The organism is Piscibacillus salipiscarius JCM 13188 (genome assembly GCF_001311865.1).
GTDB lineage: Bacteria > Bacillota > Bacilli > Bacillales > Alkalibacillaceae > Piscibacillus > Piscibacillus salipiscarius.
Genome location: NZ_BBCD01000002.1, coordinates 135,170 through 160,238, shown reverse-complemented (window position 1 = coordinate 160,238; position 25,069 = coordinate 135,170). Strand labels below are relative to the sequence as shown.

Sequence of the window (25,069 nt, the reverse complement as noted above, 5' to 3'; positions counted from 1 at the left end):
TAGTTGTCTACTTTTCAGAATATTGAGGTGAAACGTGACCAAGGAATCTTCTGGCTAACGCTAAATCGTCCGGACGTCCGGAATGCACTAGATCAAACGATGCTTAGGGAAATCGGTCTGGCAGTTCAAGAAGCTGAGGCTGACCCTGAAGTTAAAGTCATTGTCTTTAAAGGAGCTGGGGGCAAATCATTCGCTGCGGGCGCCGATATTAAGCAGCTAAGAGATCGTGAGCCTTTGGAAGCTTTAGTGCCAGGGATGCAGGGCTTGTATAGTCAAATCGAAAAGTCTACTAAAGCAACAGTTGCAGTCGTTGAAGGCTATGCCCTAGGAGGTGGCTGCGAGCTTGCATTAGCTTGTGATATCAGAATCGCAACGGAACGGGCTAAGTTCGGACTGCCTGAGCTTAACTTAGGAATAATCCCTGGTGCAGGCGGGACGCAGCGTCTTTCACGAATTGTTGGAAAAGGTCACGCGCTAGATATGATTTTGACAGGAAAATTTGTTAGCGGTGAAGAGGCTCATCGGATTGGGCTTGTGCAGTATAGCATTGCTAGCGATAATCTTAATGAAAAAATTAATGAAGTAATAGATCCGATTTTAAAGAAAGGACCTGTTGCGATTCAGCTTGCTAAACAGGCCGTGCATCATGGTTACGATCTATCAGGTGATGCGGCGATGTGGATTGAGAAACTATCACAGGCTGTGGCATTTGGAACAGAAGATAAGCATGAAGGAACGAGCGCTTTTATAGAGAAACGAAAGCCGAATTTTAATAACCGATAAAGGAGCTGTCAGCATTGGATTTTAATTTATCAGAAGATATCGAGTTTCTTAGATCAAATGTGCGTAAATTTGTTAGAGATGAAGTCGAACCATTAGCGATGAAAATTGAAGAAGATAATGAAATCCCTGAAGAGATTGTAGAAGCATCAAAAGAGATGGGACTGTTTAGCTTAAGTATTCCTGAAGAATACGGCGGATTAGGCTTAGACATGGTCGGCAAATGTGCGATTTATGAAGAACTTGGCAAAACGCATAATGGGTATACGACGTAATTGGGGCCCATACCGGAATCGGATCGGTTGGCATTGTGGAACTTGGTACTGAGGAGCAGAAGAAAAAGTATTTACCCAAAATGGCAACTGGGGAATACATTGGTGCCTTTGCGTTAACGGAACCTAGTGCCGGTTCAAATGCGGCAAACCTCAAAACCACGGCGGTTAAAAAAGGTGATAAGTACATTATTAATGGGTCGAAACACTACATTACAAACGCGGTCGATGGCCAGGTATTTACGGTCATGGCAGTCACCGATCCTGAAAAAGGTGCTAAAGGCATCACATCTTTTATTGTGGAAAAAGATTTCCCAGGATTTCAGTTAGGCGCTGTTGAAGAGAAAATGGGACTCCGCGGTTCACATTCAGCTGAACTATTTTTCGAAGACATGGAAGTGCCAGAAGAGAATGTATTAGGCGAAGTGAACAGAGGTTACGTTAACGCGCTTAAAATTCTAGCAAATGGTCGTGCGGGCCTTGCTGCTAGAAACCTAGGTTCTTGCGAGAAATTACTAGAACATTGTTTAGAATATGCTAATGAACGTACCCAATTTGGCAAGCCAATTATTGAAATTCAAGCCGTCCAGCATATGCTATCTGAGATGACGATGATGATTGAATCATTACGTTCATTAACGTACCGAGTTGCTTGGATGACGGATCAAGGTAAGCGTGTGGTTAAAGAAGCGGCTATTGCGAAACTATACGGTTCTGAAGTTTACAACAAAGTGGCTGATCTCGCCGTGCAAATTCATGGTGGAATCGGTTATATGAAAGATTATCCTATCGAGCGTTATTTCAGGGATGCTCGTATTACTAAAATTTACGAAGGAACATCAGAGATTCAACGAAATATTATTGCTGGTGAGCTCATACGCGAAACACGTAAATAATGGAGGTGCTTGATGTGCAAGAAACGTATATTGTTGATTCGGTTCGAACAGCGGTTGGCCGCATGGGCGGTGCGCTCAAAACGGTTGAGGTTGATTTTTAGCTGAAAAAGTCATTCGTGAAGCATTGAAGCGTACGAATCCGGAGCTTAAAGTTGACGAGGTCATTTTAGGTCAGGCAAAACAAAGTGCAGATACCTCGAACTTAGGTAGAGTAGCAGCTCTACGTGCCGGTTTACCTGAAGAGGTGACAGGTTATACAGTTCATCGCCAGTGCGGATCTGGGCTTCAGGCGATTAATAATGCGGATATGCAGATTAAGTTAGGATTGTCAGACGTTGTCGTAGCTGGTGGTGCTGAGAGTATGAGTACAGCACCATATTACATCCGTAACGCTCGCTATGGATACCGAGCTGGCAATGGACTTTTACTAGACCCGAATACAGAAAGTCAGCCTTGCTCTCAGCCTCGCGAAAAGTATGGTGATTTAACAATGGGTTATACGGCTGAAAATCTAGCAGAGAAGTACGGGATTTCCCGTCAAGAGCAAGATGAATTTGCTCATCGCAGTCAAGTTTTAGCCGATGAGGCGATTAAATCTGGACGCTTTGAAAAAGAGATTGTCCCTTACGAAGTGAAAGAGCGCAAACAAACTGTGGAATTTAAAATCGATGAACACCCTAGGCTGACGTCCGTTGAAAAGTTGAGCACACTACCAGCTGTGTTTAAAGAAGGTGGATCAGTGACACCTGGGAACGCTTCAGGGCGAAATGACGGCGCAGCAGCTGTCGTCATGATGAGCGGAGATAAGGTGAAAGAATACGGGCTAAAGCCTAAGGCCAAAATCATCGCTCAAGCTGTAAGTGGTGTTGGGCCAGATATTATGGGGATCGGGCCTGTTTACTCGACTGAAAAAGCTCTTAAGCAGTGCGGCCTTAAGATTGACGACATTGGGTTAATTGAACTGAATGAAGCCTTTGCTGCACAAGCATTGTCAGTCATTCGCGAAAGTAAAATGGATCCCGAAAAAGTCAACGTCAACGGGGGCGCCATTGCATTAGGCCACCCGATCGGCGCAACAGGTGCTATTTTAATGACGAAGCTCTTACACGAAATGGAACGACGCGGCGAGAAGTACGGCTTAGTAACCCTTTGTATTGGGGGAGGCCAAGGCATTTCAACGATTGTAGAGTATTTAGATTAGTCAGTGAGCCAGTAATGTGAGATTACTGGCTTTCTTATAACTGTTTATCGTCTGAGGTGAATTGTCCGTATATAACGTGGAAGTGTTCGCATTTTTGTGGAATCTGTCCGTATTAGGGCGAGATTTGTTTGCATTTCTGCGTGAAGTGTTCGTATCCGGGCGGAATTTGTTCACATATTTGAATGAAGTGTTCGTATCGAGTTGAGATTTGACCGTATTTCGAAGGAAACCGTTCTTTAATCTGCAAGTTATTCTTATTTAAAAGAAATTTAGGAGGGACACGGATGTCTAATCGACCTCACGTCATACAAATTTTGCCGATGTATTATCCAAAAGGTGAAGAAGTTTTAAATGAGCTTGCTCATGTGAAGAAGTTCGAGGAGTTTCGTGAAGATGAGATCATTGAGTATCTCAAGAGTCATCGTGTTGATGGTATTATTTTACGTGCACCTGCTCGGGTTACGTCTGCCATGATTGATGCAGCCAAAGATTTAAAGGCGGTCTCGGGTGCAGGAATCGGACTGGATAATATTGATGTCGAGTATGCTACGCAAAAAGGAATTAAGGTTTTACATGCTCCTAAAATTAACAGCCAGGCAACTGCTGAGCATACGATTGGTCTAATTTTCTCAGTTATGAAAAATATCGTCCCATTTCATGAGGAGATGAAAAAAGGGAATTTTGGTTATCGTGATGGTAAATTTACATACGAGTTAAAGGGAAAAACGCTCGGGCTAGTCGGGTTCGGTTCTATCGCGCAAAAAAGTCGCTAGTATGATGAAAACTTCTTTTGATATGGATGTTCTAGTTTATGTGCGTCAAATCACGGAAGAACGCCATAAAATCCAAGAAGAGTTAGGTTATCAGTTCACAACTCATATTGAGGATGTTTTTTAAACATGCAGATGTCACAAGTGTTCATATTCCGCTGAGTCCACATACTAAACAATTGATTAATAAAAACATTTTGATCTTATGAAACCAAATGCTATTTTTATCAATACAGCAAGAGGCGGAGTGGTCAACCAAGAGGATCTGGCAACTGTACTCAAAGAACGAAAATTAATGGGAGCAGCGGTGGATGTCTATGACCCTGAGCCACCCCCATATGATCACCCTTATTTTGGATTAGACAATATTGTGATGACACCTCACATTGGTGGCATTAGTGAAGAAGCAGCAAGGGAGACGACAGAAACCATTGCTAGAAATCTTATTAAAGCTATACTCGGAGAAAAAGTTGAAACAATCGTTAATTAGAGAAGGTGAATAATTATGGAAGTCAATCCGTTTATTCGTGAGGGTTTTGAGAAAAGCCCTTTTTGGAATTTGTTGGACTTGAATTGCATGAAGCTAATCCAGGTAATGTTAAATTAAAGCTGCCTATTAAAAATGAATTTACAAATGTTAGAGAAACGGTACACGGTGGTGTATTAGTTTCGATGGTGGACACGACGATGGGATTTACTTGTAAGTCTCTAGGTTTTGATGAAGTCGTAACACTCCAATTAAATACGAATTTTATTAAATCTGTCTTAGAAGGAACATTATTTTCAGAAGGAAAAATCATTTCACGTACACGAACAACAGCCATTGTCGAAGGGCAAATTTTTGATGAACAAGGTGAGTTGTTAGTACATGCCAATGGAACGTTTAAATTGATTAAAAAGACTAATTATGTCAGTCGGAAGCCGGGATCTGTGTGTTATATTTTTATGCTGTCATGTTCATGTGCTTATATTATATCTTTCAAACTTTGTGAATCACCCACTAGTTGAAGCAGTTTATATCGTAATATGTTTAATTGTATTCATTCTAGCTTTAATTAAATTACCTGTTAGAGCGAAAATGCTTACAAGCTTCTTATTTACATCTGGTGTGATGATTCATTTTTTCTATGGAAATAGAACTTTTGAATTGTTGGACGGAATAACACAGAATCTAGCATTATTATCTATTATATTATTGGCACCACTTATTTCGATTCCGTTAAAACAAGAGCGAATCATAGAGCGGCTCGTCAATAACTTAAAATATGTGATTGACGATTATAAACGAACGTACAAAAGTGTGTTTTTGTTAGTATTCATACTGTCTCCTATACTAAATATGGGCTCCTTACGTATTGTTCATAGTTTTATATATGATTTGAAAATTCCTAACCGATTACTGTCAAAGGCTTATTATAACGGGTTTACACCTGCAATCTTATGGTCTCCTTTTTATGCATCAGTTGGGATTGTCTTAGTTACAGCTGATTTGTCATTTCAATCATATTTACCGATTGGTTTAAGTTTTGCAACAATCCAAGTACTGTTGGCATGGATGTTGTTTAAAGGTTTTTCAGCCAATGTTAATTCTAGTAAAATAAAAATAAACGGAGCATTTTGGCTGTTTGTTTTATATGTCTTCATTATTTTATTATTACTTGTTGGACTTGAATTATTGACAGGATGGTCGATGTTACTATTAGTAAGTATTTTATGTCTATCAGTTCCGCTTATATATCAGTTAATAAGGTTTAATAGTCAAGAGTTTCTTTCAGAAATTAAAGCGTATTCGAGACAGGTTAAATCTTTTTCAAGTATGGAAGTCGCATTGTTTCTAAGCGCTGGTTTATTTGGCAGTGCACTCCTCCATACACCAATTGATGATCTGTTAAGAAATGCGATTTTGTGGTCATCAGAAAAGTCATTGGTTATCTTGTTTTTATTTATTATTTTATTTGTAACAGTCTTAGCAATGGTTGGCATACACCAAATCGTTAGTGTGCCAATTGTGTTAACTGTTCTCTTAAGCTTAGATCTTCAAATGAGTATGATGAGTGCCGCGTTTATGTGTATTTTTACTTGGATGTTGTCGGCCTCGATTAGTCCTTTGAACGCTTTAAATATCATTATTAGTTCATGTGTTCGAACAAATGGTATTAGAGTGGCCTATCAGTGGAACGGTTTATATTTTATCACCATCACGTCTGTAGCAATGATTTATGTTTATGTTATAAATGTTATTTATTAGGATTAGAGATTTGAGGGGTATTCATGAGTAAAAGCTTAGTTAAAGCTATTAATCTATTAGATTGTTTTAAGGATCAGCCAACCCTTACGCTAATGGAATTAACCGAAAAATCAGGTCTTCCAAAAACAACGGTCTTTAGATTAGTCAGTTCACTTGAAGAAGCGGGATTAATTATTAAAGATCGAAATGGAAATGTGGAAGTGACCTACCGTCTTGGGTTAAAGCTACTACAGTATGGAAATGTCGTTAAAGAAGGGCTAGAAATTAATAAAATCGCATTACCTCATATGAGGGAACTAAATGACGATTTAGACGAATTGGTCCATTTAACAGTGTCTGAAGGGAATCAGGCAGTTTATGTTGAAACTATTGGTAGTAAAAAGCCTGTTCGTTTAGTCGTAAGAGTGGGGCAGCGCGCGCCTTTATATGCAGGGTCAGCACCTAAAGTTTTATTGGCATACAAAAGTGAAGAAGAGATCGATGATTATTTAAAAGGTGTTGAACTTAAAAAATTAGCACTTAACACGCTTACGGATGAAGAAGAAATTAAAGCAGGCTTAAAGGTGATTTACGAAAGAGGCTATTCTATTAGTCGATCTGAACATTTTAAAGATACGATCGGTTTTTCAGCGCCTATTTTTGATTACAACGGAAAAGTAGTAGCCGCTTTAGGTGTTAGTACACCTATGAGAGAATTGACTGAGCAGGATGAGGATACGATTTTATCAAGCGTCATTGAAAACAGTTTAAAAATATCAAGAGAACTCGGGTATGAGGGGTAAAGGCGATCTTAATAGGATCGTCTTTTTATTGTGCACAAAATCCAACAGGTCGTTACCCCGTTGGAGATGTTTAAGGGTAATATTGTGAAGTGAATTATTTGGATAAAGCTTGCTCTATTTTATGACCTAAATCATGGTCGAGGGATAGAAGCGGAGCAATGCGATCGAAGTTGTCAGATTGGTAGAGTTCGGACACTAAGTTACTTTCAACTCCAAATGTTAGTAGCATATAAAGCTCTCTTTTTAATGTTGCGTAGTACCTTTGTTCAGATGGACTCATCCATGCCTCGCAAAAATAATCATAAAGGTAATATTCGCATTTCAGTTGCCTGTTTTTATTTTTAATAATGCCAAGACCGGCACTAAAGGCAGTTGACGTATTAACTGGATGCGAATGAATGCGAAAAAGATGGTTATTGATGCTAAATTCATTGATGATTGGATACAGTGCTTTAAAAGGTTTGCCCGTTTGCATCAGGTGAGCTAACAATACCTCATAGTCCAAACGGATCAATTGAGTGTGGGTTATATTCGCATACTCATAGTACGGGACAAACTCAGAGCCAGTATCCACCATGTGGCTTACATTTACGTAATCCACATTTGGAACGAGTTTACGTTGTGGCTTAAAGCTTTTTAGCATGTCCATGTTTAATACCCACCTCTTTCTAAAAATTTAGACGCCAAACAAGCGAGGGGAGGTTCACCTCCTTTCCAAATATTGTCGAATTTTCAGTTTTAAACGTATTTTAACACGTTTAACCAATTAAGTAAACAGTATATTTAGAAAAATCAGATAATTTGTATTAGACGCGCACGAGCCATCGCGTCATACGTTTAATTCAACGGCAAATGGAAACAAGACTCATGCTTACGCGAACAAAATTCACGCCAATGCGGACAGTTTGATTTAAGATACGGACAGTTGGCGAGGAAATGCGAACAGAAAGTCGCAAGATACGGACAGTTGAGTCGGAGATGCGAACAAAAGTCGTCGTGACGCGAACAGTTCCCCTAGAAAAGCGAACAAAACCCGCTCACGTCCCATCGTGAGCGGGTTAACTTCTACGTCAGATAATATATTCCAACCATTAGTATATAAAAAACACCATATAAAATGATCGTGAATTGCCAGTTCATTTTCAGGCCAACATGGACGGAGTTGGTGCCAGTCAAGTTTCCGACCATTAGGTTTGTTGCGGACAGTGGCGAGATGAGGATCGTGAGCATCCAGCCTGTCAGTAATCCGATACTTAACAGCAAATGATCACCCTCGAACATCGGACTTGAACTCAAAGTGATGGCCAGGGCTGTGTTCGTTATGATCGGGTGCACGCCAATAAATGATAGTAAGTTCACGACAAGGGCTAGGACTGGAATTAATATTAATAGATGGTTAATACCACTTGCCTCAATTAAGTAGATAATCCATTCGCTGGCGCCTGCATCTAATATGGCGACGCCGAATACGCCCGCAGCGATAAACAGGGATAGTTCATTTCCCATTTTAGGAAGCCGGCCCTGAGTATAGTCCACTAATTCTTTTCCGAATTCTTTCGGTGACTGATAAAAGAGTGACCATATAGTAGACACGATGATCGCCATAATTGGGATGATGGTTAATACTGATAAATCCACAAAGTGTTCGATGGTCATCGTGATGACGGTCATACCGATGATGATTAATAAAAGTTCAAATAACTTACGCTTAGCTGTTTCAATAGAAATGTTCTCGTCTGACTCTACGATTTTATTGGTTCGCTAATCGATCCCATTGTAAAAAGGCCTAAGATGAATCCAGCTAGGGCAAAAGCGAACCCGAACGGGAATAATTCAACCCAAGTCACATTAAAGTAAGTTAAAATGAGAGCGATTGAAATGAAATAAGGCGACCATAAAAAGCTTAGTGAGAACCCTCTTGTCAGCGCTCTGATTCGGGTATCGCGATAATCAATAAACGAAGATGTTTCGGTCAAATGGTACATAATTGGAATCGTACCCAAATTCATAACCGACCCAATACCTAATATCGATATTTTTAAATACGTATAGAGTTGTTTGGATGTTTTAACATAATGATTAAAAATGGCGTTCATGTAGTCTAAGTACTGACCATTTTTAATTGGAAGGGAGATTAATGGAACGAAAAGAAAAATTGCCAGTAACCCTACATTTTCTCTCATCCCGTGAAATAATTTCATGAGCCCGCTTCCGTTTAGTAAAAAGATAACACTTAAAATCAGCAACGTGCTTATAAGTATCATCGGAGTTTTACTTAAATAAGGTATGTAAGACATCACCGTAATCGTCGCAAATAGACTAACCAGAATTGGAAGCAGGTCTGAATCGATAAATTGTGATAATAAATAGGTAAACCCCATTAGTAATGCAAAAGGGGTCTAATGATGATCCACTTCATGTTGATACGTCCTTTTACTGTTTACTTTCATTATAGGGGTTTGAAAGTACACTGTCATATTTTTGTTAATAGTTTTGATAGAGATCTTGAATGTATTTAGGGTTGGGGTCGTCTTGTACTAGCGAAAAATGCACATCTATTTGTTTGCGCTTAGGAAATTTCACGAGTCCTTCTTCGGCAAGTTCGTTTAAAACAGTAGAGACAGACTCACGGCTTGAACCAATCATGTTGGCAAGTTCCTGCTGGGTGATGGGTAAGGTGATGGTGTAGAACTCTTGGTCATGTGATGGTCTATTGTAACGGTCGTAAATCATTTGAAGCAGGTGAATGACTTTATCCTTGCAGTGATCTAGTGCCATGACTTTAAGGCGTTCTTCCCGTTCTTTTAGCCGATCACTTAATGTTTCTAAAGCTTTGTGCAATAAAATAGGGTATTTGTTTGCGAGTGCCATAAAACTTTCCTCATCAACTGTACAAAAGTGCGTTGGCTCGATCGCTTCTACATAAACATTATCCATATGTAGTGAAAAGGATCTCATTTTACCAAAGGTACTTCCTGGACCTAATAGGCTGCACGTGAACTGTTTTCCTTCGTCGTTAATGGTATACAATCTCACGGAGCCTTCTTTGATAAAACCCAACTCATGCTTGGTGTTGTCAGGCGTTCGTATGACCTCATTACGATTATATCTTGCATGTTTGATGCATCCTATGAGCTCATTGCTCGCAGGAGGTGCGACATGTTCAAGAAATCCGATTTTAGATAAGTACCATAGTTCATCATATTTCATCAAATTCTCCCCCTAAAAATATGACTTAATGTTAAGTACTTAACAGAAGTTTTCGTTATTTTAGAATAGTATATCAATTAGAAGAAAAAAATACCAGTTGTTCTAGAAAAGGCAAACCACTTGAAAGAGTGGGACGCAAAGCTGGTGGTCTAAGGGTCTGGGGGTGGCCTATGATAGCACAGCTGCCTCTGATCATGTGGGGAGGAGTACAAACGGTGTCAGTTCGGGAAAAAAAGTGATCAGTTGTTAGACCGAGAGTGGGTGGAATTACTTAAGGAAGCTAGGGAGCTTGGGTTATGCTTGGAGGACGTTAAACAATTCATTGAGCAAAAACGTCAGTTGTAATATTTTCCTGTATAATCTTAACAACATTTCAGGTCACCTTCAATAAGATGAAGTAAAGTTCATTTTTATTGGAGGTTTTTTGTGGCACAAACTCCTGTTATTATTGATACAGATCCTGGCATAGATGATTTTATGATGTTGTTGGTAGCGCTCATTCATGAAAAATTGGATGTTCAATTAATTACAACTGCCCCTGGAAATTTAGAGCAGAACCAAACATATGAAAATGCACTAAAAATGGTGAGTTACTTAGGTAAGGAGATTGAGGTTGCTCGAGGTTTAAATAAGCCAATTTTTAAGTCACTTGAGACAGCACCAGATTTTCATGGCGAAACAGGTACGGGAAATGTGGTTTTTCCTAAATCTAATTTTCCTGGAAGTATAAGAACAGCGATATCAGCGATGTATGATGTCATCTCTAAATCGGATGTGCCAATTACCATTGTGACGAGCGGGCCGTTAACGAACGTCGGCTTGTTGTTAAGTACCCATCCTGAGTTAAAGTCGAATATTAAAAGGATTTCGATGATGGGCGGTGCGGTGATGGGAGGTAATGTTATTCCGACAGCAGAATTTAATATTTATGCAGACCCTGATGCTGCGGAGTTAGTTTTTAGGTCCGGCGTTCCTGTCATCATGAGTGGCCTTGATGCGACGAGGCAAGCATTTTTAACGGAACCCGAGCTTGAGAACATTCGTGCAATTAATAGTGATTTATCCGATAAGGTCTACCGAATGCTGAAGTTTTACCAGGAAGCATCTATGGGTTCGCCTTTTAATGTGACTTACTTTGAAGATGTAGTCAGGCTCCATGATGTGTGCGCTGCAGCCTATATTATTGACCCGAGTCTATTTAGTGGTAATTTTTATTATGTTACGGTTGAACGTAACTCACCTTTAACCGCAGGTACGACCTTTGTTGATTACTTAGACACATTAGGAAGGCAGCCAAATGCCTACGTACTTCATGATGTGGACCGGGAAAGGTTAGTCGATTTGTTTATCGATTCGATCCGAAGCTATGAACTTGCATAGATGTGAGAATTCTTGTATAATGCCCAATTGTGTGTTTGAGTTTTAAAGAAAGGGGCATTCGATGAGTTTTCCAAGGTTATTAGAGCTTGAAGCTGAACAGACTCAAGAGGAGCGACAAGCTGAACTTGAGAACATGGAGTTCCAAGTTCTTCGAATGCGTGAAAATATAAAGGAAATCTCAAAGAAATATGACATTGTTGGCATTGACCAAACAAAGCAGGATAATTGGGTGATTGTGTTTAAGGATGCTGATGATGAGAAGGGGCAGCTGATGGTCAATGATTGCGCAGGACCATTTAAAGGCCACTGGGATTCCTGTATGCAGCTTGAATTTAAAGATGAACAAACCGTTCATATTGCCGATATAAAAGGGCCTGAGGATCAAGGGTATGGGTCTATTTTAATGAATTATTTAAAAGATTTAGTCAAAGAGTTTAACTATCAATATATTACAGGTGATTTAGTTGAGCGTGATTGGGATCATTTAAATCGTCTGACGTATTTTTATGAAAAGCATAATTTTAACGTCAATGTGGATCCCAATCAGCAAAAAGGCGAAATCATCTGGCATGGAGACCTCTAGAGGGGTCTTTTTTTGTAGAGAAAAAGCGACCGATAATTTTCCAAAACTGATTGATAAAATTCTAAAAGTGACCGATAAACTTCCCAAAGTGACTGATACGCTTTGACGGACAACTTACATTAGATGAGATTTCATCAATAGTTTGATAAAATGATGGACAACTAATGGCACCGAAAGAAGGATTAACATGGGAGAGTCGGCCTATTCGTTTAGGGACGGGCGGTTTTGGCAGTTGTCACTAGGGTTAATGCTGGCATCTGTTTTTATCTTTTCAAACCTTTATATTATCCAGCCTATTTTACCTATTCTAGCAAAAGAATTTGGAGTATCAGCAACTGAGTCGAGTCTATTATTTTCCGTTGCATCGTTTTCACTTATGATTAGTTTGCTTGCGTTTGGATTTGTTTCGGACCGAATTGGACGAATTGGCATTTTAAAGTGGACGATGTTGTTATCGGTCGTGCCACTCTTTTTAATGCCATTGGTTGATTCGTTTTATGCACTCGTGTTTTTAAGGTTACTAGTCGGGATCTTTTGCGCAGGCCTTCCAGCTGTTGCCGTTGCCTACATAACGGAAGAAGTTGCAGCAGGCAGCCGCGCTTTAGCGGTCACGATTTATATCGCAAGTAACGCTCTTGGCGGTATGGCAGGCAGAGTCTTTGGCGGTTTCTGGGCAGAGGCTTATACCTGGGAGTCAAGCTTTTATGTGTTAGGTGTGTTTGGACTTGTCATATCCCTATTGTGTTTAGTCGTATTACCTAAATCAAAATCTTTCACTAGTTCAAAGCAGCCCTATTCGCAGGATTTAAAAGGGATGTTTATTCATTTGAAAAATCCACTGCTGATTTATGCTTTTATTTTCGGAATGATGATTCAAGTGAGCTTTTCGGGGATTTGGGTGTACTTGCCTTTCTACTTGGAAGGTGATCCTTTTTTCTTATCCATTCAAGTGATCTCGCTCTTGTTTTTAACGTACTCAATGGGTGTCATTGGCTCGCCTATTGCAGGAAAACTAGCGGACTTATATGGAACGGTTCGCATTTTATTTAGCGGTTTAATAATCATGGCGACAGGAGTGTTGATGACCGTCATCTCAAATGTGGTCGTGATTATCCTCGGGCTTGCGGTCATGTGCCTCGGCTTCTTCACAGCTCATTCGCTTACTTCGTCTTGGGTTGGTGCAACCGCGAAACATCACAAGAGCGGAGCGACGAGTATCTATTTGTTTAGTTATTATATTGGTGTAACCGTAGGCGGGACTGGTGTTGGCGTGATTTGGACACAGTTTGGCTGGAATGGCGTTGTGTTCGTCGCCGTTATTTTGCCTCTATTATCTGGATTGTTCTTTTATCGAAATGCAAAAAGGCCCCGCTCTGAGTTAGAGTGAGGCCATTCCTTTATCAGTTAAAACATATTCTTCGTTTACTTCTTCAATATAACCTGCACCTTCAAGCTCGCGCAATGCACTTCTGACCTTAAAAACGGGCAGGTTAACTTTTTCTCTGATTTGATCAACATTGCCTGAGTTCTCAATTGCGGTCAAAAACAGTTCGATTTGCGAAGGTGCGAGTGTCGTTTCATTTTTACCACAAGGCATTTGGGCTCACCTGGCTTATAACTTTTTCTTTGCTAAGTACCAGTCAATCACTTCAACGCTATCATCATTTGCGCGTTCTTCAGCTTGCTGCTGTGAAGCTGGTGGTGGTACTAAAACGTCATCGCCTTCAGTCCAGTTAGCAGGCGTTGACACCTGGTGTTTAACCGTAGTTTGTAGTGCTTTGACTAAACGAACGATTTCAGCCATGTTACGACCAGTCGTTAGTGGGTAGTAAATAATAGACTTGATCACTTGCTGATCATCAATAACGAACACAGCACGGCTTGCTTCAGTGCCGCTATCGTTGGGATGAATCATACCATATTTAGTTGCTACTTCTTTGCTTAAGTCTGCAATAACAGGGAATTCAATTTTGGTATTAAAGTTCTCCTCAATGTTACGTACCCACGCAATATGAGACTGAACACTGTCGACACTTAATCCTAATAACTCAGTGTTTAATTCTCTTAATTCAGGATAAATCTCCTGAAAGGCTACGAACTCTGTTGTGCAAACTGGTGTAAAATCTGCTGGGTGAGAAAACAACACCAGCCATGATCCTTTGTAGTCCTCTAATTTAACAGGTCCTTGTGTTGTATTCACTTCAAAGTTTGGAGCTTTGTCCCCAATTCTAGGTAAGCTTATTGGATTTTGTTGTTCTTCTGACATAAGTGATTCCTCCTTAAATTATAATTCCTATAAGTTTAGTATGATTTATTATATTCTAATCATAACAAAATGAACCAACATTCCAAAATGATTTGCAATAATTTTTGAAATATTCTCAGTGTACTAATTTGTGCGAAGTATCTCATAACGTCATTTAAATGATTTATATTTATTTATATACCCATATTATGAAGAGGATAAACTCAAGGAGGTTAAATATGTCTGAAGAGAATAGTCAACATAGTGGGGCAAGGCCAGAGATGAAGGAGCATGGTGTGATCGTCAAACGTAAAGGGGACGACTGGATTGTCCATCTAATTAATCAAGAGAATGATCATGAAACTTTTGCGACTGAAAAAGAAGCACTCAAGCGAGCAGATGAGATCTCAGATGAATATGAATCGTATGTCCAAGTTCGAGGTGAAGACGGGGATATTAATGAGAATTTTAATTATGATGATGTAAAAGAGTAAAATTTTGCGTACTAAAATTTTCTATATATGATAGTATATAGAAAAAGGGTGAGGACGCATGGGGTTATTTAGTAAATTGTTTGGTAATGAAAAGCAAGAGGAGAAGAAGCCCGATTGTACAGGCCGCTTATTTGTACTCATGGTTTATAAAGAGCATATCGGCGATTCAGATGAAGAAATTAATGCGTGGATTGAAAGTGGCGACGGAGAATGGGTTATGGACTATAAGTCAGTCGATCAAATGGGGCCAACAGGGTTAGATGATGCTAAGCGAGACCGAGTTCCCGTCCCTATTTCTTATGAGTATCCAATTTATTTTGTCTATGATTCGCATGATGAAGGCTTTCATAATCCACTATTTTATTCAGCGAAAGAAGATGAAGTTGCTAAATTTATTGAAGAGTATGAAGCGTCATATGAGATTGAATAAAAGCGTACCCGCGATTGTGTGCGGGTACGCTTATTATTTACCACCTTTATAGCCTGTCTTGAAGATTTCCTGAACCCTGTGTGTTGTTACGTAGGCATCAGGGTCTATCTTTTCTATAATTTTTCTTAGCTGAACGATTTCGCGTTTATTGATCACGATGTAAAGGACCTCTTTATTAAGGTTGGAATAACCTCCGCGACCTTCTAGAACGGTCACGCCACGAGCCATTCGCCTTGTAATGTCATCGAGTACGCGCTCGCCTTCCCCAGAAATAATCATAACGGCTGTTCGCTGGCTAGCCCCTTCAACGACAATATCAATGACTTTCGACCCTACATATACCGCTATCAACGTATACATTGCTTTTTCCTGGCCGATGACAAAGGCTGAAGCCAAAATAATGAGGACATCAATAAATAAAATAGTCGGTCCTACATCCCAGCCAACTAACTTGTTTAACATTTTGGCAAGAATCGTTGTACCACCAGCCGTGCCACCTGAGCGGAACATCAAGCCGATTCCGAGCCCGACGAATATCCCTGCAAATAATGCGGCAAGTAATGTGTCACCTACGATCTCATGACCCCAACCTTCTGTTATATAAAGGAATAAAGATGATATTCCGAAAGCTAAGATGGTATAAATGGTTGCTCTTTTAGTGAAAAATCGGTACCCAAGTGCGAGTAAAGTTGCATTAAGTAAGAAGTTCATTAATGCAGGGGACCATTCAAAAAGGTAATACGTAATAATGGTAATCCCGATGACGCCGCCTTCTGATAGCATATTGGGAATAGCAAAATAGTTAATCCCAAATGCAAAGGAAAATGAACCAAATAAATAAATAATAAGTCCTTAATGTTGCGGTACATGGAATGCCCCCTGTCTAAGAGTAGTCATTTTTATTTTAGCAATGTTTGAAGTTAGTTCAAAGTGGAATAGCTAAAGTATAACAGTTTGGAGGTGTTCATATGCCTTATGATCGAAAAGATTACCCTAGTTCATTGAAAAACTTAAATGAAGCGACGCGTTTAAAAGCCATCGAAATTATCAATGCCATGCTTGAAGATGGCTATGATGAAGACCAGGCCATTCCGATTGGGACTGAGCAGGCTAAAGAGTGGTATGACAACGCGAATGACCAGGAAAGACAAGAGATGCGTGATAAATCAGCCAAGGAGCTTAAAGACCATGATGACCATAGCAGTCGCCCTGAACTCATGGAACGGGGTGTGATGGTTATTAAGCACGATGATGGCTGGGCTGTTCAAACCAAAACAGCTGATCAAGCGTCGGATGTGTTTGACCAGAAGGATGAAGCAGTGAAACGTGGACGTGAGATTGCGAAGAATAAAGGAACGTATTTAGAAATTCAGGACTCAGACGGAAATGTGCAAGAAACCCATTCATATGAGGATGAGTAAAAATCCGCCACGTGGTGGATTTTTATTTCTTGCTTAAAAGTTCAGAGCTTTACTAGACAATTTTCTTGATTTACTAGACAATTTCGTGAAAATACTAGACAAAATCCGAAATTTACTAGACAATATCGCAAATTTACTAGACAATTTCGTAGTTTTACTAGACAATTTTAGCAACTTACTAGACAAATCCCCGATTGCACTAGAAAATTCGGCCTCGTATGTTATAATTTTAAAAAAGTTTTCTTAAAAGTTAGACATCGTACATATGGGGAGGAGACAACATGGAATTCGATAGCATGTATTATCCGTATGCGTCGAGACGTCATGCGGTTTATAGCAAAAATGGAATGGTGGCAACATCTCAGCCGCTCGCTGCTGAAGCGGGGCTTGAAATGATTCGTAGAGGTGGAAACGCAGTGGATGCAGCGATTGCAACGGCTGCTGCGCTTACGGTAGTTGAACCGACATCGAACGGAATTGGATCTGATGCCTTTGCGATTGTGTGGGTTGATGGGAAAATCCACGGGCTTAATGCAAGTGGATACGCGCCTCAAAACATTTCAATTGAAAAGCTGAAGGCAGAAGGGTATGACGAAATGCCGACGTTTGGAAAAGTACCAGTGACCGTTCCGGGGACCCCGGCTGCTTGGGCTGAGTTATCTGAACGGTTTGGAGTGCTGCCGTTTGAGGATTTATTTGAACCTGCGATTCGCTATGCGGAGGAAGGCTTTCCTCTTAGCCCAACGTTAGCTTTTCACTGGGAGTCGGCATATAAAAAGTTCAAAGATATTTTTAAAGAAGATATTTTTGAAGATTGGTTTAAAACATTTGCACCTGAAGGACGGGCGCCTAAAGCCGGTGAAATTTGGAAATCGCCAGGTCATGCACATGCGTTAAGAGAGATTTCTGTTACAAAGGCTAAATCCTTTTACTCAGGCAAGCTTGCTGATGTCATCGATCAATTTTTCAAAAAGCATAATGGTTATTTATCTAAAGAGGATTTAGAAAACTATCAAGTGCAGTGGGTTGATCCGATAAAAGTGAATTACCGTGGTTATGACGTTTGGGAGATTCCGCCGAATGGTCAGGGAATTATTACGTTAATGGCGCTCAATATTTTAAAAGGTTATGAGTTTAATGAGAAAGATTCGCTAGATACGTACCACAAACAAATTGAGGCCATTAAACTCACCTTTACGGACGGACTTGAGTACATTACTCAGCAAGATCATATGGATGTGACAGCTGAACAATTGCTATCGGAAGGCTATGCCGAAAAGCGCCGTGAGCTAATCGGAGAAGAAGCGCTTGACCCGACACCAGGTGAGCCACAGCGCGGTGGAACGGTATATTTATCAACGGCTGATGGTGATGGAAATATGGTATCGTTCATTCAAAGTAATTACATGGGCTTCGGCTCTGGAATCGTCATTCCCGGAACAGGTATTGCCATGCAAAACCGTGGACATACGTTCCAGCTTGATGAAAACCATGTCAACGCACTGAAACCTGGTAAACAGACGTATCACACGATTATCCCTGGGTTTTTATCAAAAGACGGACAAGCCGTTGGGCCATTTGGCGTGATGGGTGGCTTCATGCAGCCTCAAGGTCACGTACAGGTTATAATGAATACGGTTGATTTTGGTTTAAACCCTCAGGCGTCACTCGATGCCCCAAGGTGGCAGTGGATGAAGGAAAAAGTCGTGCATGTAGACCCGACATTTCCCGAACATCTCGCTCAAGCACTTCAAAGGCGAGGCCACGTGATTAAACGAAGCTTATATCATAGTGAGTTTGGACGAGGTCAAATTATTTGGCGAAATCCGGAAACGGGCGTCTTGTGCGGAGGAACAGAGCCACGAACCGATGGTCATATAGCGGTACTATAATGTTGGAAAACTCTTGCGTCTAGTGATGGCGTGAGAGTTTTTTTGCATCGAAAGGACAAACACCCATAGAAAGGGCACTAATGCCTATATACATTACGACTAATAGATTCCACGTTGAAATTTTAATCAAAAAAAATGTATGATAAGTTACGTAAACGATTACGCAACAAGATATGAAACGTATTTTTTACTATATTACGTAATCGATTACGTAATTTGTGAATAGTTAGGTGACGGTTATGGCGAAGGTGACGATTAAAGAGATCGCAGATATTCTTGGAGTGTCGACGGCGACAGTTTCTCGGGTTTTAAATAACTCTGGAGGCTACTCTGAGGAGACAAAGAGACGAGTTCTTGATGTGCTGAAACAGTATAACTACCAAGCGAATGCGATGGCCAAAGGGTTAAGAACGAAGAAGACGAATAGTGTTGGTGTCGTACTACCTGATTTAACGAATGAATATTTTGCGAAAATTGCAGTTGCGATTGAGCGTGTTCTTATGAAAAAGGGTATTCTATTAATATTTACAACATGAGTGAAGATGCTAATAAGGAAGAACTCATGTTGCGTGATTTAGAGTCGCGTGGTGTGGATGGTTTAATTTATGTTTCAGGATATCGCAATCAGGTTAATCGAGTTAAAGAGTTAAATATTCCAGTTATATGCGTCAATCAGTTAGAAAAAATGGATGAGACGATGCCAGTCATTGAGTCGGATCACGAGTATGGTGGATATTTAGCTGCGAAGGCTTTGCTTGAACGCGGAACTGAACGAATCATTATGCTGCGAGATGAGCGTGATATTTTACCAATTAACCAACGTGAACAAGGATTCAAGGCAGGATTGAAGGAGCAACATCTAAGACCGTTACACATCAGCAGAATTCCATTTAATGTCGACGCCGCACAAAAGAAATAGCTGACTTATTAAAGAACGGTAAGTCATTTGATGGGATTTTTGCGAGCTCAGATATTTTGGCAATAGGAGCGTTAAAAGCTCTTCAGCAACATGGTCTTCAAGTGCCGGATAACGTTCAAATTATTGGGTTTGATAATGTCACATTTAGCCAGTACAGTTATCCTGCACTAACTACCATCCACCAATCGACAGATCAGTTAGGTGAGAAAGCTGCTGAACGATTAATTCAGTCAATGCAAGAGAACCATTTGGACTCGAACGGGCGAATCGTTGTACCCGTTCATTTAGTTGAACGAGAAACCACTCAAGCATGGAGGGTTTAATATGGAACATGTTGATCGTAAAAAACAAGCTGTAGGTGAAAAAGCGGCAGAATACATTCAAGATGGGATGTTAGTGGGTCTCGGTTCTGGAACTACGATGTATTACATGCTTCAGGCACTTGGAGATCGCGTGAAGAAAGGCCTACATATCCGCGGGGTTCCGTCATCGGTTAAAACCGAAAAGTGGGCAAATGAATTTGGTATTCCACTCACTGACTTTTCAGAGGTTGATCAGTTAGACATAGCCATAGATGGGGCAGATGAAATTGACCCAGCTTTTAATTTAATAAAAGGCGGCGGAGGTTCGCTGCTTCGTGAAAAAATCGTTGACATGGCAGCTGATCGCTTTATTGTCGTCGCGGATGACCGAAAACAAGTCGACCGTCTTGGTGCCTTTCCGTTACCTATTGAAGTTGTCCAGTTTGGATGGCAGCTGACGAAAAAGAACATCGAAGCATTAGGCTGCTCGACAGTTTTAAGAGAAGAAGATGGTCAGGTATTTATTACGAACAATGATAACTATATTTTAGATTGTCAGTTCGAAGCCATTCATGAACCGAAAAAACTCCACGAACAGTTAAAGCAGTTATTAGGCGTAGTAGAAACGGGATTGTTTTTTGACATCGTCGATGACGTTTTAATTGGACGTGATGATGGCGTTGAAGTATTAAAAGATAGCGTATACGAATATAAATAAAGGTGGATTTAACATGAGTCAGATTGATGTATTTACATTAGGCGAGACGATGGTGCTGTTTCAGCCTGATCAAATGGCTCCATTAGATTATGTTAGTCATTTTCCAAAAAGATTGGCGGAGCAGAATCCAACGTCGCAATTGGCCTTGCACGACTGGGTCATCAGGTAGGGTGGTTTAGTCAATTAGGCGATGATCCTTTCGGAAGATATGTGTTAAAAACGATTCGCGGTGAAGGCGTGGACGTGTCGTCGTGCCAATTCACAAACGAAGCGCCGACTGGGTTGCTCTTTAAAGAACAGCTTTCTCCTGAGGATTTAAATGTTTATTACTACCGTCAAAACTCAGCTGCGAGTTTGATGAAACCAGAACAACTGAATCTTGAATACATCTCTCAGGCTAAGGTGTTACATGTGACTGGGATTACACCAGCACTTAGTGAAACAGGGTATCAAACAGTGATGAAAGCAATTGAAATTGCAAAAGAACATGGGTTGAAAATCGTGTTTGATCCTAATTTACGCTTGAAACTTTGGTCTAAAGAGAAGGCGAAACAAGTATTAAATGAAATCGCAGATCAAGCCGATGTTATTTTACCAGGACTTGATGAAGGTCAGTTTATGACAGGGCTAGAGTCTGCTCAGGAAGTTGCAGAAAGCCTGAGCCATCATGGTGACAAAACGGTCATCATGAAACTAGGAAGTAATGGTGCTTATATTCATTCAAAAGATGAGCAAGCTTATGTGGAAGGGTTTCCTGTTAAGCAGGTGGTAGACCCAGTTGGAGCAGGAGATGGGTTTGCCGCAGGCGTGATTAGTGGTTTGTTAAAGGATGAACCACTTCAAACTGTAGTGAGACGTGCGAATGCGATTGGTGCAATGGTTGTCGGAATGAAAGGCGATATTGAAGGGCTGCCGACACTTAGCGCTGTTGAACGCTTCATGAAGCCAGATGATGAAAACCGAGATGTCAAACGTTAATACAAAGGAGTATGACTTATGAGTCAATTTAAAGTTGTCGTGACAGATTACAATTACCATACATTTGCCCCAGAAAAAGAAGTGCTTGAACAAATGGGAATTGAGCTAACACTTGAACAATGCCAAACGGAGGATGAAGTGATTGAAAGGTGTCATGATGCAGATGCCATTCTGAATCAGTATGCACCCATCTCTCGTAAGGTTATTGAAAACCTTCCTAACTTAAAAATAGTCGCTCGTTACGGAATCGGGTTCAATACGGTTGATCTTGATGCCGCAACTGAACGTGGGGTGGTAGTTTCAAACGTAACCGACTACTGCTTAGATGAGGTTTCGGATCACGCAATGGCTTTATTGTTATCTAGTGTGCGTAAAGTGACGCTGATGAACAATGAAGTGAAAAATGGAAACTGGGACTATAAAGTGGCCATTCCAATTTACCGCATGCGTGGCAGTACGCTTGGTTTAATTGGTTTTGGCAACATTCCTCAGCGATTAACCGAGAAGGCGCAGGCATTTGGCATTAACGTGATTGCTTATGACCCATTTGTGCCGGAAGAAGTAGCGGAATCTATGAATGTTCAACTAGCTGAGCTTGATACGCTGTATGAGCAGTCTGATTATGTATCTGTTCACCTTCCATTAAATGAGCATACCGAGAAACTTGTCAGTCACGATGCATTTAAAAAGATGAAAGAGCATGCGTTTATCATTAACACAGCACGCGGGCCAGTCATCGATGAGGATGCGCTAGTTGAAGCACTAGAAAATGGAGAAATCGCAGGTGCTGGGTTAGACGTGCTTGAGACCGAACCAATTCCTGAGGCCATCCATTCCTTAACATGGACCAAGTCATTTTAAACCCGCACTCTGCTTTTTATTCAGTTGAATCAGAAGCGGAGTTAAAGCGTAAAGCAGCACAAAATGTAGCCGATGTGCTATCAGGCTATTTCCCGACTTACTTAGTTAATCAAGACGTTAAGGACCACGTCGATTTGAAAGAAAAATAATATATGAAAAGCTATCCTTTGTTGGATAGCTTTTTTAATGGACTGAGTCGGAGACTGTCTGCATAATAGCTAGAACTGTTCGCATGATTGAGAGATTTGTTCATATTTCTGTCTATTTTGTTCACATATACAGAGGTATTGTCCGTATATACAGGTTAATTGTTCGCATTCCAAGGGAAAGTGTTCGTATATACGGCTAAATTGTTCGCATGAGCTAAAGTTTTGTCTCTATGATGCTGAAATCACACATAAATGTTAATAGAAAATGCATGAACGTCATTAGGGAGAGTTGAATGTCAATAGGGAGCGTCAGAGTGTCAATAGGGGAGCGTCAAAATGTAAATAGGGAAGCTGCGAATGTCGATAGGGAAACGGCAAATGTAGTTAGAGGGCACAAGCGCATCGATAGAGAGACATTACCCTAAATTTTCATCGCGTTCATCACCGTGATATAATACGTAAAGATGAGGTGAACGACATGAACTGGACGTTGCAGAAAGATATTTTTATCAGTTTTTTTTCGATCTAGCATGCTGGGATATGGTGGAGGACCCTCTACAATCCCTTTAGTTTATAAAGAAGTTGTCGATACATATAAATGGATGACGGATGAAGAATTTAGTGATTTACTAGCGATTTCTAACACGCTTCCTGGGCCAATTTTAACTAAAATGGCAGGGTATATTGGCTATAGGGTCGGCGGAGTGATCGGGATGCTATCGGCTCTAATTTCATCTGTCTTGCCAACGGTTTTAATTATGATCTTCCTAATCGGATTTTTAATTAAATTCCGTGATTCAAGCATTGTGCAAGGGATGACTTCTGCGATCATGCCAGTTGTTGGAGTGCTATTACTCACTTTAACCTGGTCTTTTGTGAAAAAATCAAAGAAAGACCTAGGTTGGTTGTATGCAATAATGCTTATTGTAGTTGGAACAATTCTGTACATAATGGGTGTTCACCCTGCTATCTTGATCGCGGCACTAATTTTATTTGCGATCTTTAAGCCTAACCAAAAGGCAGGTGAGTCATCATGAAGGAACTATGGGAGTTATTTGTTGCCTTTCTTATACCCGGGGTTGTTGGCTATGGTGGTGGACCTGCGTCAATTCCCCTTGTGGAACATGAAGTTGTTAAAAATTATGAGTTTATGACAACAACGGATTTGGGGAAGTGTTAGCACTCGCGAATGCACTTCCGGGGCCGATTGCAACAAAAATGGCAGGGTATATTGGCTATGAAGTAGCTGGAGCTCTAGGTTCAACGGTTGCTTTGCTGGCGACGATTGTCCCATCGTTACTTGCAATGATTTTGTTATTAGGTCTACTTACAAAATACAAAGATTCGCCAAAAGTCAAAAGAATTACGGCTTACGTCAGACCAATTATTGCTGTTTTAATGGGCTTCTTAACCTTTCAGTTCTTTGATTCATCCGTCGAATCAGCAGGCTGGGTTCAAACTATAGTTTTAGTTGGAGTCAGTTTATTCCTACTTGAAAAGTTGAAAATTCATCCAGCTTGGGTTGTAGCTGGGTCATTAATTTATGGCGCTGTGTTCCTGTCATAATGTTTGTCGAAACAGCCTTTTCAATTTTCTACAATATTTCCGAGGAAATATTTCAAATTTCCCCAAGATGTCGATTAAGCATTGATTTGATTGAACGTTTGATTCATGTTTCGATATAATTAGATTCAAAAGGAGGATGTATGATGATTCAATCTCTACAGGATCGGATAAAATTAAACAACGGAGTCGAAATGCCAGGTTTCGGGCTTGGTGTTTATAAAGCAGAAGAAGGAAAAGAAGTTGTCGAAGCTGTAAGAACTGCAGTGAATCATGGTTACCGATTAATCGACACAGCTTCATTTTATGGTAATGAAACAGGTGTAGGCGAGGGAATTCGTGAAACAGATGTTGCTCGTGAAGATCTGTTTATTACAACAAAGTTTGGAATGATGAACAAGGTTATGATGAAACATTGCGTGCTTTTGAAAGAAGTCTAGAACGACTCAATCAGGAGTATCTTGATCTATACTTAATTCATTGGCCAGTCAAAGAACACTTCCAAGACACTTGGAAAGCGATGGAGCGTTTATATGAAGAAGGTGTGATTAAATCGATTGGCGTGAGTAACTTTCATGTTCATCATTTGCAGAAGCTTTTCACAAAAGCTAATGTCAAACCAGTCATTAACCAAATTGAATACCATCCACACCTTACACAACAAGAAGTAAAGACATTTTGTGACAAAGAGGATATTCAAATGGAAGCTTGGTCTCCATTAAAAAGAGGAAGACTATTTGAAGATCCAACAATTACTCAAATTGCCGAACGACACGGTAAATCACCAGCTCAAGTCATTCTCAGGTGGGATGTGCAGAATCATGTCATCACGATCCCTAAATCAGTTACTCCGAGCCGAATTCGTGATAATGCAGATATCTTTGATTTTAATTTGTCAGAAGATGAAATGGATCAAATTAATCGCATGAATCAAAATGATCGTACAGGTATGAATCCAAATGAATTTGATTAATG

Annotated in this window: 28 protein-coding genes, 6 pseudogenes and 1 riboswitch; of the genes and pseudogenes, 27 read left to right on the top strand and 7 right to left on the bottom strand. The window is 40.4% G+C overall.

The annotated features are described in order from the left end of the window. Positions 1–3: 3 nt before the first annotated feature. The 9 genes and pseudogenes from JCM13188_RS02405 (at position 4) to JCM13188_RS02370 (ending at position 6,949) form a co-directional block, all read left to right on the top strand. Positions 4–783, top strand: a complete 780-nt coding sequence (locus JCM13188_RS02405; protein WP_054751874.1) for an enoyl-CoA hydratase/isomerase family protein — start codon at positions 4–6, stop codon at positions 781–783. Positions 784–797: 14 nt separating this feature from the next. After that, positions 798–1,948, top strand: a pseudogene (locus JCM13188_RS02400) (acyl-CoA dehydrogenase family protein). After that, a pseudogene (locus tag JCM13188_RS02395) lies at positions 1,948–3,149 on the top strand (thiolase family protein). Before JCM13188_RS02400 ends, JCM13188_RS02395 begins: the two co-directional pseudogenes overlap by 1 nt. Before the next feature lie 284 nt (positions 3,150–3,433). Next, positions 3,434–3,922 (top strand): NAD(P)-dependent oxidoreductase, encoded by a 489-nt coding sequence (locus JCM13188_RS02390; protein ID WP_054751872.1) that lies wholly within the window; start codon positions 3,434–3,436, stop codon positions 3,920–3,922. Between the two features lies 1 nt (position 3,923). After that, a complete protein-coding gene (locus JCM13188_RS17580) occupies positions 3,924–4,046 on the top strand; it encodes a hypothetical protein (protein WP_279401265.1) in 123 nt (40 codons plus the stop codon). 75 nt (positions 4,047–4,121) lie between these two features. Next, positions 4,122–4,409 (top strand): annotated as a pseudogene (locus JCM13188_RS02385) (NAD(P)-dependent oxidoreductase); the annotation flags it as partial. Between the two features lie 62 nt (positions 4,410–4,471). Next, positions 4,472–4,927, top strand: coding sequence for a PaaI family thioesterase (locus JCM13188_RS02380; protein ID WP_054751868.1), 456 nt, complete (start codon positions 4,472–4,474; stop codon positions 4,925–4,927). Then, positions 4,908–6,167 (top strand): hypothetical protein, encoded by a 1,260-nt coding sequence (locus JCM13188_RS02375; protein WP_279401263.1) that lies wholly within the window; start codon positions 4,908–4,910, stop codon positions 6,165–6,167. Before JCM13188_RS02380 ends, JCM13188_RS02375 begins: the two co-directional genes overlap by 20 nt. Before the next feature lie 23 nt (positions 6,168–6,190). Then, positions 6,191–6,949, top strand: a complete 759-nt coding sequence (locus JCM13188_RS02370) for an IclR family transcriptional regulator (protein ID WP_054751864.1) — start codon at positions 6,191–6,193, stop codon at positions 6,947–6,949. 94 nt (positions 6,950–7,043) lie between these two features. On the opposite strand, the gene JCM13188_RS02365 is transcribed toward JCM13188_RS02370, so the two are convergent. From JCM13188_RS02365 to JCM13188_RS02350, 4 genes are all read right to left on the bottom strand, one after another. Next, a complete protein-coding gene (locus tag JCM13188_RS02365) occupies positions 7,044–7,598 on the bottom strand; it encodes a hypothetical protein (RefSeq protein WP_054751862.1) in 555 nt (184 codons plus the stop codon). Positions 7,599–8,014: 416 nt separating this feature from the next. Continuing rightward, complete coding sequence (locus tag JCM13188_RS02360) at positions 8,015–8,605, bottom strand: hypothetical protein (protein WP_279401262.1); 591 nt, start codon at positions 8,603–8,605, stop codon at positions 8,015–8,017. Between the two features lie 86 nt (positions 8,606–8,691). Then, on the bottom strand, positions 8,692–9,150 hold the full coding sequence (locus tag JCM13188_RS02355) for a hypothetical protein (RefSeq protein WP_279401261.1): 459 nt from the start codon (positions 9,148–9,150) through the stop codon (positions 8,692–8,694). A 283-nt stretch (positions 9,151–9,433) separates the two neighbouring features. Then, entirely contained in the window at positions 9,434–10,159 is a 726-nt protein-coding gene (locus JCM13188_RS02350) for a Crp/Fnr family transcriptional regulator (protein WP_054751857.1), read from the bottom strand. A gap of 100 nt (positions 10,160–10,259) precedes the next feature. Further along, positions 10,260–10,349, top strand: a riboswitch (cyclic di-GMP riboswitch). 53 nt (positions 10,350–10,402) lie between these two features. Between JCM13188_RS02350 and sinI the strand changes: the two genes are divergently transcribed. The 4 genes from sinI to JCM13188_RS02335 all read left to right on the top strand — a co-directional run bounded on the left by sinI (position 10,403) and on the right by JCM13188_RS02335 (position 13,509). Further along, entirely contained in the window at positions 10,403–10,504 is a 102-nt protein-coding gene (gene sinI, locus JCM13188_RS17575) for a DNA-binding anti-repressor SinI (protein ID WP_279401260.1), read from the top strand. 81 nt (positions 10,505–10,585) lie between these two features. Then, a complete protein-coding gene (locus JCM13188_RS02345; RefSeq protein WP_054751855.1) occupies positions 10,586–11,539 on the top strand; it encodes a nucleoside hydrolase in 954 nt (317 codons plus the stop codon). A 61-nt stretch (positions 11,540–11,600) separates the two neighbouring features. Further along, the gene (locus JCM13188_RS02340; protein WP_054751853.1) at positions 11,601–12,122 is read left to right on the top strand and encodes a hypothetical protein; all 522 of its coding nucleotides are present in this window, start codon (positions 11,601–11,603) and stop codon (positions 12,120–12,122) included. 187 nt (positions 12,123–12,309) lie between these two features. Then, on the top strand, positions 12,310–13,509 hold the full coding sequence (locus JCM13188_RS02335; RefSeq protein ID WP_054751851.1) for an MFS transporter: 1,200 nt from the start codon (positions 12,310–12,312) through the stop codon (positions 13,507–13,509). Here the strand turns inward: JCM13188_RS02335 and JCM13188_RS02330 are convergent. Both JCM13188_RS02330 and JCM13188_RS02325 read right to left on the bottom strand, forming a co-directional pair. After that, entirely contained in the window at positions 13,501–13,719 is a 219-nt protein-coding gene (locus tag JCM13188_RS02330) for a winged helix-turn-helix domain-containing protein (RefSeq protein ID WP_054751849.1), read from the bottom strand. The two genes, JCM13188_RS02335 and JCM13188_RS02330, sit on opposite strands and share 9 nt — an antisense overlap. 15 nt (positions 13,720–13,734) lie before the next feature. Then, the gene (locus tag JCM13188_RS02325) at positions 13,735–14,388 is read right to left on the bottom strand and encodes a peroxiredoxin (protein WP_054751847.1); all 654 of its coding nucleotides are present in this window, start codon (positions 14,386–14,388) and stop codon (positions 13,735–13,737) included. A 218-nt stretch (positions 14,389–14,606) separates the two neighbouring features. Between JCM13188_RS02325 and JCM13188_RS02320 the strand changes: the two genes are divergently transcribed. Together JCM13188_RS02320 and JCM13188_RS02315 are read left to right on the top strand one after the other, a co-directional pair. Further along, the gene (locus JCM13188_RS02320) at positions 14,607–14,861 is read left to right on the top strand and encodes a DUF2188 domain-containing protein (protein ID WP_054751845.1); all 255 of its coding nucleotides are present in this window, start codon (positions 14,607–14,609) and stop codon (positions 14,859–14,861) included. A 58-nt stretch (positions 14,862–14,919) separates the two neighbouring features. Continuing rightward, positions 14,920–15,291, top strand: a complete 372-nt coding sequence (locus JCM13188_RS02315) for a hypothetical protein (RefSeq protein ID WP_054751844.1) — start codon at positions 14,920–14,922, stop codon at positions 15,289–15,291. A 33-nt stretch (positions 15,292–15,324) separates the two neighbouring features. Here the strand turns inward: JCM13188_RS02315 and JCM13188_RS02310 are convergent, their stop codons facing one another. After that, positions 15,325–16,137 carry a YitT family protein gene (locus JCM13188_RS02310; protein ID WP_054751842.1) on the bottom strand — a complete coding sequence of 271 codons (813 nt, stop codon included), beginning with the start codon at positions 16,135–16,137 and terminating at the stop codon, positions 15,325–15,327. 122 nt (positions 16,138–16,259) lie between these two features. On the opposite strand from JCM13188_RS02310, the gene JCM13188_RS02305 reads away from it, so the two are divergent. From JCM13188_RS02305 to JCM13188_RS02255, 12 genes and pseudogenes are all read left to right on the top strand, one after another. Further along, on the top strand, positions 16,260–16,712 hold the full coding sequence (locus tag JCM13188_RS02305; RefSeq protein WP_054751840.1) for a DUF2188 domain-containing protein: 453 nt from the start codon (positions 16,260–16,262) through the stop codon (positions 16,710–16,712). A gap of 281 nt (positions 16,713–16,993) precedes the next feature. After that, on the top strand, positions 16,994–18,604 hold the full coding sequence (locus JCM13188_RS02300) for a gamma-glutamyltransferase family protein (protein WP_054751838.1): 1,611 nt from the start codon (positions 16,994–16,996) through the stop codon (positions 18,602–18,604). Positions 18,605–18,843: 239 nt separating this feature from the next. Then, on the top strand, positions 18,844–19,140 hold the full coding sequence (locus JCM13188_RS02295; protein ID WP_054751836.1) for a LacI family DNA-binding transcriptional regulator: 297 nt from the start codon (positions 18,844–18,846) through the stop codon (positions 19,138–19,140). A 29-nt stretch (positions 19,141–19,169) separates the two neighbouring features. Beyond that, complete coding sequence (locus JCM13188_RS02290) at positions 19,170–19,523, top strand: type 1 periplasmic-binding domain-containing protein (RefSeq protein ID WP_369404778.1); 354 nt, start codon at positions 19,170–19,172, stop codon at positions 19,521–19,523. After that, positions 19,520–19,846: a substrate-binding domain-containing protein gene (locus tag JCM13188_RS02285; RefSeq protein WP_279401279.1), complete on the top strand. Its 327-nt coding sequence runs from the start codon at positions 19,520–19,522 to the stop codon at positions 19,844–19,846. Before JCM13188_RS02290 ends, JCM13188_RS02285 begins: the two co-directional genes overlap by 4 nt. Before the next feature lies 1 nt (position 19,847). Further along, positions 19,848–20,543, top strand: a complete 696-nt coding sequence (gene rpiA, locus JCM13188_RS02280) for a ribose-5-phosphate isomerase RpiA (RefSeq protein WP_054751830.1) — start codon at positions 19,848–19,850, stop codon at positions 20,541–20,543. Positions 20,544–20,556: 13 nt separating this feature from the next. After that, positions 20,557–21,521, top strand: a pseudogene (locus JCM13188_RS02275) (sugar kinase). An 18-nt stretch (positions 21,522–21,539) separates the two neighbouring features. Beyond that, entirely contained in the window at positions 21,540–22,382 is an 843-nt protein-coding gene (locus tag JCM13188_RS02270; protein WP_369404777.1) for a C-terminal binding protein, read from the top strand. Beyond that, positions 22,364–22,531 carry a hypothetical protein gene (locus JCM13188_RS20270; RefSeq protein ID WP_369404776.1) on the top strand — a complete coding sequence of 56 codons (168 nt, stop codon included), beginning with the start codon at positions 22,364–22,366 and terminating at the stop codon, positions 22,529–22,531. The genes JCM13188_RS02270 and JCM13188_RS20270 overlap by 19 nt, the downstream gene beginning before the upstream one ends. A 530-nt stretch (positions 22,532–23,061) precedes the next feature. Beyond that, positions 23,062–23,568, top strand: coding sequence for a chromate transporter (locus JCM13188_RS02265; protein ID WP_054751828.1), 507 nt, complete (start codon positions 23,062–23,064; stop codon positions 23,566–23,568). Beyond that, a pseudogene (locus JCM13188_RS02260) lies at positions 23,565–24,097 on the top strand (chromate transporter). The gene JCM13188_RS02265 and the pseudogene JCM13188_RS02260 overlap by 4 nt, the downstream one beginning before the upstream one ends. Positions 24,098–24,240: 143 nt before the next feature. Continuing rightward, positions 24,241–25,067, top strand: a pseudogene (locus JCM13188_RS02255) (aldo/keto reductase). The last annotated feature ends 2 nt before the right edge of the window (positions 25,068–25,069 follow it).